Genomic DNA, 12,817 nt, shown 5'->3' with positions numbered 1-12,817 from the left:
TCCTCCTTTGTCTTTCGCATTATCCATTCATATCCATCGGTTTCTTGCGAATGTAAGAATTCATCGTCGTCTTCATCCACTGGATGTCCTCCCGGGTAATGAGCAGCCGGGGTAGTTTAACTTTTAAGGTGTACTTTATATTGAGAACAATGAAGAAGAATCGCAGGATTGCTGATGACAACATCGCTATCCCTGCTCCGAGTAAGCCAAACTTAGGGATGAGCAGGAACAACATTGGGATAACCAAGAGTAAGCCAAAACCTTGAAGCATCGAAACAATTTTCGGCTTGCCTAGCGCCATAAAGGCCTGCGCCAGAATGATCGTCCCCCCGCTAATAGTCACTTCAAGGAGCAACAAGCGAAACACGGTTAATGCCGCATTGAAGTCTTTGCCGTACATCAACGGAATTACTAAAGGGGCTAAGAGCATCAGGACTACTCCGCCAAGCATGGTGAAAGTCGTACTTATGCGAAAGGCTTTGAATGTTAACTCAACTGCCTGTTCTTTTGACAGCTCAGAGGCCTTGGGAAACAGTACGATAGTAATCGAGCTTGAGAAAAAATTGACCATTCGCGATAGACTCACAGCCACTACATACAGCCCCAGATCAGCAGGTCTTAACAAACCGGCAATTACGATCTGATCGATATAATAAGAGAAATTGCCAAGCAAGTCATTGCCGTAGGAACCAAGCCCGTAAGTAAACAATCTTTTTAAATTCTGATAGGCCCCTCTCATCTTCACCTTATAGGTACGAAGCAAGGAAATCGTCATTCCGATAAACAGCGGCGCTCCAGGAAGAAGATAGGCAACTGCAGTTGTAAATGGATTCATCCGATCCAGCGCGATCAATATCCCGATCATCGTCAGTGTAAGCAACGGCACTAGATAGCGAATCCAATTAAACCTCTTGTATTCACCTCTGAATTGAAAAGCTGCATTGTTAATTTGAGAGATCACTATAATCGGACACAGAATCATAGACCACTGAGCAAAGGTCACGACCTCCGGACTGAAGGATTTCAGCCAATAAGGCAAGACCACGATACCAATAATCATCGCTATGACCCCAAAAATGATACCCAGCAGCAATGCCATTCGATAAAGCACTCCGGCATCCTCCGGGTTTTTCTTAGCGTTATAAATCAGAGCTGATGGAATCCCAAAGCTCATGCTAAAGGCCAGAAACTGTGACCAGTTAATCATTGCCGTCTGTTCCCCACGTCCTGTCGGTCCAAGATAACGGGCGGTCAGTACACCCGTTAACATGTTAATCAGTAGGATCATGACACTGACAAACATTGTCTTCACGGCTGCCGAGCTGTTATCCTTACTCTTCGCGAACAATCTAAAAGATGACCAGATTGTTCTAGCGGGGAGAGATTTTGCATTCAATTGCTGCATACGGTGTTCCCTTCCTTCTACTTTGTGTAATCTCCCTTGCACTGAGGCCAAGACCGATCAGCATCCAGATTAAGTATCCCTTGAGTCCGGGAAACCCATTATCTGATACCAAACTGACTATCGCACCGGTCCAAGTAGCAAGAGCAAGTCGGGCGTATGGCTGCAATTGGTCCCTGCTGATTACTCTAGCGAATATCTGTTTGACAACTGCGCCTAAAGCTCCGAAGAAGAAAACAGCACCCAGAATACCAAAGGTAAGCAGTAAGGCGATAACTCCGTTATCCATAATTCCGTACTCTCCAAGCTCGCCGTCATTACCAAGCTTAGTCCCTTGGCCAACACTACCAATTCCCTGACCTACTGGATTGGCGGCAACCATCGGCAGCATGTTTTGCCATAAGCTTAGCCGTTCATTATAAGAGTGATCTTCTTGAACAGAAGAAAGTGTCTCTACCCGAGCAACCAGTCCTTCGGCACCAGGCAATTTTGGCACAACCCAGAACAACGCAGCAGCCACAAAAACTAATTGGATCAAGGTTTTCCACTTTCCCTTAGAAGGAGAGGTTCCAATATACATGAGCAGCATCACCAGAAGTATCAGCCATGCCGCACGTACCAAAGTAGTCAGCAGGCAGATTACAACTAGCAGAACGCCGATCCAGCGCAATGTTCCCCGCCATTTTTTCTCCAGTATCATCGGAACTAAAGCAAACGCTAAGAATGTTGCAGCTGGTCCGGGCGAATTCAGCGTAGAGAACACTCGGATTTCCAATGGATATGGATTTCCGATGGACATCATATCCGCATGTTTCATCCAGAACACATCCCAAGGTGGCACCGTTAAATACTGAACAATCCCGTAAATGGCAACTAGGACTGCAATATTGGCAAAAGCGGTAAGCAGTCGATCGATATCCTTCGGCTTGAACTTCGTGACGGCAAAGTACGGCAATAACAGCAGTGGCACAATATAATTCGCTAAGTCATAAACTGAACCCATGCCATTCTTAGCCAAACCGATTAAAGCACCATAACCCAGTGCTACTGCGAACATTAACATGATCCGCGTGGAGGCTTTTTGAATATTATGAATCTCCTTCAGCAGCGGAATAATCAAGGTTACACCGGTTAACAAGGGTGCTAAGCTCAGCAAGGATACAGAGTGATACACTCCTTCTGACCAGTCAGCAATGCGGCGCAGCTCTGGAGCTACGGCCCAGATTAGCAAGGTATAAGCAACCAGCATTTTCGGTCTAAGTATGGCTAGCAAGAAAGCCGGGAATAGGATGGCTGAGAGAATGGCTCCCTGCAGACTGTTCGATGAACTCAGCATCGCACTGGAGAAGCCGATGATCAGCGGAAGAGAGACACCTGCAGCTGCAGTCCCCCCTATTAATCCAACTGTCTTGATGAACCTAAGTGATGGGGGCGTAAATACACTCATTCCAAGCCTCCTTCCTTCACCTTATCCCGCTTACGCAGTTCCTTAAGTAATAAAAGTAGAAATTGTGCATCATCCACAAGATATCTTTTCCAGAGCCGGCCCGGCTCCTGGCTTAGCCGCCAGAACCATTCGAACCCTGTTTTTTGCATAAAGCTAGGCGCTCGTTTCACTGAGCCTGACAGAAAATCAAAGGTCGCTCCCACTCCGATCGATATCGGAGCTTGATAAGAGGTATAGTGGCGGTAAATCCACTTTTCCTGCTTAGGCGCTCCTACACCAACAAACACGATATCTGGCTGGCACTCTGTCAGCATTTCTATAATGCGTTCATTCTCCTCCTCATTGTGTTCGAATCCATAGGATGGAGAATAACAGCCAACCACATTTATTCCGGGATGCGCTGTTTTCAAATTCATCGCTGCCCGTTCCGCCACGCCTTCAGCTGAGCCTAAGAAGAACAGCCGGTACTTCCTTTGCTCAAAGGCGTTGCCCAATCGATTAAATAGATCCGCGCCGGATACCTTCTGCTTAAGCGGCTTGCCTAGCATTTTGGATGCCCAGATCAGTGGCATTCCGTCAGCAACAACTGCGCCTGCCTTCGAATATACCGTTTGAAATTCTTTATCCTTACGAAGCTTGATCACATGATCTACATTGCAAGTGAGGATATAAGACTGATTCCTCTCCTGAATGGTTTTATCAATGTAATCAAGCAAATCCATGAAATCATAGTTATCAAAATTGACATCGAACATGTTCACTTGACTCATCGTATCACTTCTTTTTGTGGGGAATCGGTTGGCTGTGAAGATCGATACAGGCAGTTCAGGTACCAACAGAACGGAATAATAAATTGGACCGTCGACAGCGTGTTATCGGAGAATGAGTAGATTAAAAACGCTGCAATAAATAACAGATAATAAGGTTTGATCGGCGGAGCCAATGCTCTGTACACCAGAATAAATACAGCCAATAAAGAGAACATCAACAGAATAGCGCCAATATATCCCCCATCGAAGTAAAAGCGGATATACTCGTTGTGCGGAACTACAAAACCCTTATACAATGTTCCATCATTTGCTACCGTCACTGCTCCCAGCCCTCTACCAGACCAAGGAGAGTCCGCAGCCTTGTTTAAGAAATACTCCCATGCCTCTGACCTTCCTGATAAATCAACAGCCGTATCTGTCTGTCTCTCAAAGGAACGTTTCTCAAAATTATCGAGCTGCCAGAAAACGGCGACCATAATCAGGAAAAATGCACCCATCAACGGAATTAGCAGATAGGTTCTGCCCTTCAAATATTGGCGGAGAATATCATAGAAGTAATAGAGAACGGTAAGTCCAAGTGCCAATATAGGCCCTCTTGTTCCTGTTCCAATCAAGATAAAGAAATTTAGAACTAACATGATATAGAAAAAGCGTGCTTGCTGCGGATTCCGCTTCACCTCTATAAATGGAATCGCTACTCCCATAAAGGCCAGCATCGCTAGATGCGCAGGAATATTAGCCCCCTGAATCCGTACAGCGCCTGTATACTCGATGTTGAGAAAATTATGAACATGCGCAAGCTGCAGCAACAAACCAACCACTACACTAACAAGGGGAAGCATACAGATAATTTTGATTTGCAGCTCGGCTACATTCTTTTTCCAGTTGATTAATAAAAATACGAATGGAATGGATAGACCGATAAAAGCTTTAACTGCAATGGATGAGGTCATTTCCGGCAGCCAGATCGAAGATCCAAAGGTAATCACCAGCAGCGCTACCATTGCCCACAAGGGGTGACTCAGACGAAACCGCAAACCATTGACCAGAATACAAGGAACAAGCAGCATCACGATAACCAATTTATAAAGGGACAGTATCTCCATTCCGAACATGCTGCCATCATATAAAAAGTTAATCGATATTGCCGTCGTAATTAGAACGAAATAACTGATCAGTTCAGGCCGTGAAATCGAGATTCCCAGCAAAATAATCAGAAGCACGGCAGCTATCGCAATCATCGGCTGGTAGATGACCGCCGTTCCAAAGAACAGGGCCGACATGAGATAGAGCATCCCGTATGGCAAAACATTTAATTTGGAGCCCCACTCAAAATTTGTCATATTAATCCCTCACCCCGCTGCAGAATGCCTCTCCCGATTGAGAATCATATGAAGCGTTCCACGAATACTCTCCAGCCTGCATTTGTTCAAAAGCCTTCTTCCTTTACTTCTTGAGAGGATAGAATCAGCCAGGATATACACGAGCTTAGCGGCTGTCTTTCCCACTAGAAGCAGCTTGCCTTTTAGTCCTTCGCTTTTCATAGCGTTAGAGATGCCTTGGCTATAATAGCGCCTCATAATCCAATCTTCCGTTAAACGGGCCGCCGGAACGAAATGGTCAACCGCCATTTCCGGATGGTAGAGGATGGAATGCCCTTCTTTTTGAATCTGTCCGAATAACCAGGTCTCTTCACCGGAGAGCAGAGAATCACCCTTTCTTCCGAGATCTAGGGGAAAAAGACTGATGTCGAATACGAGCTTCCGCATCGCCATATTGGCCCCACAAGGATGAAGTTGCTTGGGATATTCCTTAATCCGGCTACCTAAATCAACAATCGTGTACGGAAGCTCAAAGGGTTTAATCAACCATTCCGGACGTTTACTTTCAAATATCGGAGCGATTTTGCCTCCCATAGCCATGACCTCCGGTTTACTCTCGAAAGTACTGACAATCGTTGTTATCCATCGCTGGCAAGGTATCGCATCATCATCGAGAAAGGCAATCAGCGGCGATTTGGAAGCCAGAATTCCTGTATTTCTAGCCGCTGAAAGCCCCTGCATCGGCTCCATCATGTAGCGGATATTCACATCAGCTCCATGCTTTCCTATAAACTTTTTGACGCAAGCTTCAGTATCATCCTTGGAACAGTTATCCACAACAATGATCTCCGCCTGCTCTAAGTGATCTAGCTTTAAAAGTGACTGAAGCGTCTTGATCAATAAAGGTGCTCTGTTGTAGGTACAGATGATAATGGAAAGCTTAGGAACGTCTCCGTATTCACGCATCGGCATTCACCTAATTTCCACATTATTAATAAGCATCTTTTGAACCGAGTAACATCAGTCCGGTTTTAGCAATGATTTTTAGATCCAGCATGGTGCTCCGAATATGGATGTAGGTTAAGTCCAGCTGTACCATTTCGTCGAAGCCGACACTATTTCGGGCATTTACTTGCCAATATCCGGTACAGCCTGGTGTAACCGTCAAACGCTGTTTGTCATATTCCGTATACTGAGCCACCTCTTCAGGCAGCGGAGGACGAGGACCGACCAGACTCATTTGACCTATCAGCACATTCCACAGCTGAGGTAGCTCATCGATGCTCGTCTTGCGCAGGAATCTCCCTATCTGTGTGATCCGCGGATCGTTCTTAATCTTGAACATGGCACCGCTCACTTCGTTATAGGCCATCAGGTTTTCTTTTAACTCCTCAGCGTTACTAACCATGGATCTGAACTTATACATCGGGAACTGCTTTTCATTCTTCCCAACCCGGTTTTGCCGAAAGAACACCTTTCCTTTCGGATCCTCCAGCTTGATCAGAATCGCCACGACAACAAATAATGGCATTAACACGAGAAGACCAAGAGCGGAAAAAAAGATATCGATCATCCGTTTCATTATCAAATAGGACTCCGCTTCTTTCCTTCTCTCATCGGTATGCAGCATGTAAAGTTTCGGCAGGACCGCCTCGTAGTCTTCCGGCAGTTTTTGCATGCTCATCCTCCTCATCTAAAATTTTGCGAACTCAACTTAACTACTCAAGCTGGTTTGTCCCATTTTATTCAGCCATTCCGCCATTGCATCCATCACCGGATAGCGCAAATCTTCACTTTGCAGTGCAAATTCAAGTGTTGTCAAAATATATCCAAGCCGCTCGCCGACATCATATCTTGTTCCGTCAAAATTATAGGCATATACCCGTTCGCTCTGATTTAGCTTCTGAATGGCATCTGTCAACTGGATCTCTCCGCCAGCGCCTTCTTCCATCAAATCGAGATATTTAAAGATCTTTGGAGTAAACACATAACGGCCCATGATCGCCAGATTAGAAGGTGCCGTACCTAGTGGCGGCTTCTCTACAAAATTGTTAACCCGATACAATTTACCGTCCTGCAAATCCGGTTCAATAATACCGTAACGATTCGTGAATTCATCAGGAATCTCTTGAACTCCGATAACCGAGTTTTGTGTTTCTTCATATTGATCGATCAGCTGCTTAAGGCAAGGTACGGCTCCTGTGACGATATCATCGCCTAACATGACACCGAATGGCTCATCTCCGATAAACCGTCTTGCACACCATACGGCATGCCCCAGACCCTTCGGTTCTTTCTGGCGGATATAGTGAATTTCTACCTTGGCTGAACGTTGAACCTCTTTAAGCAGATCCAGCTTTCCATCTTCCAGAAGCCTAGACTCCAGCTCAAACGCATTGTCAAAATGATCTTCAATGGCTCTTTTACCTTTACCAGTAACAATGATGATATCTTCAATACCGGAAGCAATAGCTTCCTCCACAATGTATTGAATGGTTGGTTTATTGATAATCGGAAGCATTTCTTTAGGCATGGCTTTCGTTGCAGGAAGAAAGCGCGTACCTAGTCCTGCCGCGGGTATGATTACTTTTTTTACCTTTTTCATCGCACTTTACCTCCTAAAAGTTTTGTGAGCATTAGCTTCAATGATTTGACTTCGTACAAAACTCACTTCGAAAGCATAAACTTAAGTTTTGTGAGCATTAGCTTCAATGATTTGACTTCGAGCAAAGCTTACTTCGAAAGCATAAACATTTACTTCGCCTGGTTCATGGCAATTCCGATTAGATTAGAGCCGGTCTGTTCAAGCAGCGTCTTCGCTTTGCGGATCGATTCCCGTTTGGACTTTCCGTATCTGGCCACCAGGATCACGCCGTCCGCTTGAGGTGCCAATATACGAGCATCACTGAAATCGACTGCCGAAGGAGAATCCAGCAGGATCAGATCGTAGTTTTCTTTTAGTTCCTCAAGCAAAGCGGTCATTTTAGGGTTGCCCAGCAAATCCGGCGGACTAACATGCGTTTTACCCGCCGGGATGACCGAAAGATTGGCCAAATTTCCGAGGACAGCGATGTTATCCGCTTCCTCTTGCCCACTTAAATAAGCCGCAAGCCCGTCACTACCCTCTACTTCAAACACTGTATGAAGACCGGGATGTCGCAGATTGCAGTCCACCACCGCTACCTTCTTGCCATCCTGGACGAAAGACACCGCTAGATTTGACAAAATCGTCGTCTTGCCTGCTCCAGCTTCTGCTGACGTAAAGAGTAGCACTTTTCCTCCGCTACCCTGCGCTATTCCAAGCTGGCGTATATATGTGCGTAGCGATCGGAACGATTCCGAGATATGCGAGGATGGATTAACATCCGTAACCAGACTCTTATTTAGCCGCAACATAAGCACCCTCCTTCACTCTTGTGTTGCCGCCTGCTGCCTTACCCAAATCGCGTTTACGAATGGTTGCGATCGAAGCAATTACCGGAAGACCAAGGTCATATTCCGCTTCCTTTTCAGACCTTAATGTGCCGTTAAGAGTTTCCATCAGCAAAATAATTCCTAGGGCTGCCATAAGCGATACAACAAAGCTGATGATGAGATTCATCGCAAACCCGCCGTTCGAGGGCCCTGGAACATCAGTCGGATCGGCCGGTGTCAGCAAGGTCACATTGTCTACCCTCATCAGCGATGGCAATTCACGAATGAATGTCTGCGAAACCGCATTTACGATCCCGGCAGCTTTGGTGTAGTTTTCATCCTGAACATTGAGGTTGATCACCTGGCTCTTCTCTGAAGTTTTAATCTCAAGCTTCTGACTTAGTTCATCAGCCGTCAGACCAAACTCCGGGTGATTTTCTATTACGCTTTTCATGATGGTCGGTGATTTCATAATTTCCTTGTAACTCTCAATTAAATTCAGGCTAAAGCTCAAATCGTTAAGATTGTTGCTCTCGGGAGCCTTGGCAATATTGTTGACAAGCAGCTGTCCGGAAGCGGAATAGACGGGTTCAACGAAGTTTTTACTAACGTAGTAAGTCGTAGCACAGGAGATCAAAACGAACACCATGATGAGCCAAAACCTTTTTTTAATCAGGTTAATGTAATCCAGAATCGTCTTTTCCACAGTAACCCTCCTTCCGCTAAAATTACATTCTGAAAGCATTCATGAAAGTTTCAGTTGTTGCTTTAATTCTATCAATCCACACCATTCGCCACATGGCTCATATCATCACTTTCCTCTTCACTTTGGAGTAAGACGTTGTACTCCTTAAGAGGGGGGTGAGGTATACTTTAGCGCCATATTTAGGGCTAATTTAAGTTTTGACGCACAAAAAAACACGGACATCGAGTCCGTGTTTATGTACAATGCTTATAAATTATTTCAACTTTCACTCATAAGACATTTCATATTTGGTCAATCCGACAGCATTTGCGTAAAGCGCTGCCTGTGTACGATCTGCCACCTGTAATTTCGCTAAAATCTGACTGACATGCTTTTTCACTGTAAATTCACTAATAAAAAGACGTGAGGCAATTTCTCTGTTGCAAGCGCCCTGTCCTAGTTCGATTAAGACTTCCTTCTCTTTCGGGGTCAATTCATCTGTCGGACTGCTTTCACTCATTCGCATCTTATCTTCCATCAGACCAGGATCATAATACTTTCTTCCTTTATGGACCAACTGGATAGCAAATAGTAACTCTTCTGGCAATGCCTCTTTCAGTACATATCCGTCTACCAGCACTTCCTCAGCTTTCAGAAAATCCTCTCTGCTTGCAGATGATGTCAGCAGAATAAACTTACTAACGATTCCACGAGCACGCGCTTTCTTGATGACATCAAGTCCTGATTCATCCGCTAGCTTAAGATCAATGAGTACAAGGTCAGGCTGCGTCTCCTCAATCACAAGAAGCGCTTCTTGGCCGTTCGTCGCCTCTCCAGCAAACTTCACATTCGGTTGCATCGAAATAACGGATGCCAGCCCTCTTCTAACTAGAGGATGATCATCTACAATGACGATTTTCATTAGAAACGACCTCCCGCCCTAAAGTTTATGCATTCTTTAATTCAGCTACACCCACAGGAATGGAAATCAAGATTCTCGTTCCCATATTTTCATTACTGGACAGCTGGAAGTCGCCACCTAGCGACTGCGTCAAATATTGCATATTCTTCATGCCAAGCCCACTCGCACTATCTTCGGATTCAATCCATAACAAATCAGTATCAAAACCAACACCATTATCACAAATCAATAATCGAATCCAAGTCGGCTTCAGAGACAGTTCTACATCCACTCGACTGGCAGCACCATGCCTGATGGCATTACCAGTGGCTTCGGAGATAATCCGAAAAAGCGCTTTGTGGTAAGGATAAGGGAGACTGAAATCATCTCCCGTTATTTTTAATTCAATATCAACATCATTTAATCTGGATAAGCTCTTTAAATGTGATCTTACCATACCGAGCCATGTAGGCCCGCCACTCTTCTTGGAGCTAAGACTGTAGATCGTGATCCGCAGTTCTTTAGCAACCTTTGTAGCAGAGTCATGAATAAGCTCAATTTGTTCTTCTAGCTCATGATCTGACATTCTCTTCCACGATTCCTTCAGCGAATGCGTCGCATACACAATACCAAAAAGGCTTTGGGATACACTGTCGTGCATTTCATCCGCAATCCGGTTCTGTTCGTTCGTGATGATCAACCGGTTCTCAATCACACCAAGCTCATGCCTTTCAAGAATATTCGCACTTAGCTCAGATAAGAATATCAATTGTTGAATATACCATCTGCGGCCTTCCAGCCCCTCTGTAGACTCCAGCTTGAGTCCAATCATCCCTACAAATCGGGTGCTCATCCGTACAGGCATTAGCAGGAAATCTCCTAATCCCGGAAGATTTCTAAAAATAGGCTCTCGCTGCAATCTCCATTCATGTTCATGTTTTCCCAGTTCTGAGAATAAGAACTGTTCCTCTTCCTGCTGCCAGCCGGTCTGCCTGCTCTGCGGTGCTGGTTCTCCGCTTTTCTTGGCGAACCAAAACAAAGCCTTATCTAGCTTCGTTAGCTTAACAACATAATCGGTGATCACTTGACCGATATTCATGAAATCATGTTGGCTTGAGGTTTCCACGATATGGTACAGCGATTTGATATGCTCCATCGTCTCTTTCGTGCGAGCATTCGATTCTTCACGTTGCCGCTTCATCCGATTAACGATCTGCATTATTATAACCGTAAGTACCAGTGTTAGAAACAGATTCCCATTTACAAATACAATTTCCAAAAAAGTTTTGTTCGCAGAATTGATAAAAAAATAACAGAGCACCGCAAAAATACTGATGTAACTTAAAAGCAGCGACCATCCAAAATAAATGGACAATGAGCCTGCAGCAATCAATACAGGGTTTAGCACATAGAGCCTAAAGGAACTCTCGTACCCACCGGTAAACAAAGTCAATGCAATAATTCCCACCATCTCTATACTAACAGCCAGGACGAGAGTCTTTGGCCTGCTTCGTAACCTCCGATAAAAAAATGAGAACGTTTGTGCAAACAGAAAGAGTATGGCAATAACAAGGGATTTATAAATTACGGAAGGTCCCGTTTTATCTAGAAGATACATGAGCGATGTGAGGGACAAAGAGAAGTACCTGTAATACTCAATCAGTTTGTCTTCTGCAGTTGGTTTGATTTTCATCCCACCACCCTATTCTCCAGTTTTTTTGGAAAATGCGAGATTGTACTGTGCTCGATAAAAGCATCATACATGAGAAAAATCACAATAACAAGCTGACATTTCCCATGTTTGCGCTTCCATTTGAAAAATAGTTACAAAAAATTTATTATTTTTTTAGAAGATTTTATACCTAAAATTTGTCATTTCATCCACTATAGTTATAAAGAACTAACGTATTTATGTAATATTAATCCATAATTTTTAACATATCTCATAAAACGACAACAATTATATAATTATAACAATTCACATTGGGACTCTAGTAGTATGATGTCGATTTAAATGTTACTACGACAAAGCTGTGGCGCAATCCCCATATATTTTTTAAATAAACGTGAAAAATAGAATGGATCATTATAATGAAGCATGCCCGATATTTCTTTTACTTGTAATGGGGTATTTAGAAGCAGCTTTTTGGCCTCAGCCATTTTAAGACGGTGAATATATTCATGAAGCGGATACCCGCTACTACGCCGAACAAGACGACGAAGGGTAGACATCGAGATATGATGTTTTGCCGCAATTTGCTCTAGGTCCATTTCACCATAAATGCATAAATTCAGGTCCTCCCGAATCTGACGCATATAATCTGCCTGAGCATTCCAACTTTTTTCTTCTATTATAAAAGAACACTCCAATAGCATCCTTTCAACGAGTAGTGCGGCCCGATCCGCATCTGCAGGTTCTCCACTCTCCATTCGTTGTAGTACCTCTTCAAATAAGGTCGAAAGACCCATGATCGAATTCGCTTGGAACACATTCCCGCCAGCGATTAGACCCGACTCCAGCCATTCCGATACACGTGTCCCATTAAAATTAATATAATATTCATCCCAGCTCCCTCCAGGTGGTGGACCGAAATTGTAACTGTATCCTGGGCGAAAAAAGAATAAGCTGCCTTCACGCACCTGCTGTTCTTTCCCCGAAGTCTCCATATAGGTGCCACCACCTGATACTATGTAAACAATAGCCCAGTGTTCAAAAACTACGCCTGAACGGAATAACGTTCTTCCAGGCAAATGGCCGGCTTGTCCTACTCTAATATTTTTAAGCTTCAGCTTAGAGGACTCAACCTTCGGATCAATAATTCGTATTGGATATGGACTGATCATATAATCCATGCGCTTGGACATTATAGACATTC

The 12,817-nt window shown here is 44.3% G+C and carries 12 protein-coding genes; all 12 read right to left on the bottom strand.

The features are described from left to right. Positions 1-19: 19 nt before the first annotated feature. Positions 20-1,405: an oligosaccharide flippase family protein gene (locus tag MKY99_RS04790; RefSeq protein WP_339268995.1), complete on the bottom strand. Its 1,386-nt coding sequence runs from the start codon at positions 1,403-1,405 to the stop codon at positions 20-22. Further along, positions 1,371-2,849, bottom strand: a complete 1,479-nt coding sequence (locus tag MKY99_RS04785) for an O-antigen ligase family protein (RefSeq protein WP_076299139.1) — start codon at positions 2,847-2,849, stop codon at positions 1,371-1,373. The genes MKY99_RS04790 and MKY99_RS04785 overlap by 35 nt, the downstream gene beginning before the upstream one ends. After that, positions 2,846-3,619 carry a WecB/TagA/CpsF family glycosyltransferase gene (locus MKY99_RS04780; RefSeq protein ID WP_036676606.1) on the bottom strand — a complete coding sequence of 258 codons (774 nt, stop codon included), beginning with the start codon at positions 3,617-3,619 and terminating at the stop codon, positions 2,846-2,848. The genes MKY99_RS04785 and MKY99_RS04780 overlap by 4 nt, the downstream gene beginning before the upstream one ends. After that, positions 3,616-4,962: an O-antigen ligase family protein gene (locus MKY99_RS04775; RefSeq protein ID WP_036676609.1), complete on the bottom strand. Its 1,347-nt coding sequence runs from the start codon at positions 4,960-4,962 to the stop codon at positions 3,616-3,618. Before MKY99_RS04775 ends, MKY99_RS04780 begins: the two co-directional genes overlap by 4 nt. A gap of 9 nt (positions 4,963-4,971) precedes the next feature. Then, a complete protein-coding gene (locus MKY99_RS04770; RefSeq protein ID WP_339268993.1) occupies positions 4,972-5,907 on the bottom strand; it encodes a glycosyltransferase in 936 nt (311 codons plus the stop codon). A gap of 25 nt (positions 5,908-5,932) precedes the next feature. After that, positions 5,933-6,625 (bottom strand): sugar transferase, encoded by a 693-nt coding sequence (locus MKY99_RS04765; RefSeq protein ID WP_042124430.1) that lies wholly within the window; start codon positions 6,623-6,625, stop codon positions 5,933-5,935. Positions 6,626-6,655: 30 nt separating this feature from the next. Next, the gene (gene galU, locus MKY99_RS04760; RefSeq protein ID WP_042185171.1) at positions 6,656-7,546 is read right to left on the bottom strand and encodes a UTP--glucose-1-phosphate uridylyltransferase GalU; all 891 of its coding nucleotides are present in this window, start codon (positions 7,544-7,546) and stop codon (positions 6,656-6,658) included. Positions 7,547-7,695: 149 nt separating this feature from the next. Beyond that, positions 7,696-8,337, bottom strand: a complete 642-nt coding sequence (locus MKY99_RS04755) for a CpsD/CapB family tyrosine-protein kinase (RefSeq protein ID WP_042185169.1) — start codon at positions 8,335-8,337, stop codon at positions 7,696-7,698. Continuing rightward, entirely contained in the window at positions 8,321-9,061 is a 741-nt protein-coding gene (locus MKY99_RS04750; RefSeq protein WP_076283895.1) for a Wzz/FepE/Etk N-terminal domain-containing protein, read from the bottom strand. The genes MKY99_RS04755 and MKY99_RS04750 overlap by 17 nt, the downstream gene beginning before the upstream one ends. Positions 9,062-9,326: 265 nt before the next feature. Continuing rightward, the gene (locus MKY99_RS04745; protein WP_042185164.1) at positions 9,327-9,962 is read right to left on the bottom strand and encodes a response regulator transcription factor; all 636 of its coding nucleotides are present in this window, start codon (positions 9,960-9,962) and stop codon (positions 9,327-9,329) included. 25 nt (positions 9,963-9,987) lie between these two features. Beyond that, on the bottom strand, positions 9,988-11,634 hold the full coding sequence (locus tag MKY99_RS04740; RefSeq protein WP_042185158.1) for an ATP-binding protein: 1,647 nt from the start codon (positions 11,632-11,634) through the stop codon (positions 9,988-9,990). Positions 11,635-11,951: 317 nt separating this feature from the next. Next, on the bottom strand, positions 11,952-12,806 hold the full coding sequence (locus MKY99_RS04735) for an AraC family transcriptional regulator (RefSeq protein ID WP_076283894.1): 855 nt from the start codon (positions 12,804-12,806) through the stop codon (positions 11,952-11,954). Positions 12,807-12,817 lie beyond the last annotated feature (11 nt).

The organism is Paenibacillus sp. FSL R5-0470, from assembly GCF_037975205.1.
Classification (GTDB): domain Bacteria; phylum Bacillota; class Bacilli; order Paenibacillales; family Paenibacillaceae; genus Paenibacillus_AQ.
This window is presented reverse-complemented; position numbering and strand designations above follow the sequence as displayed.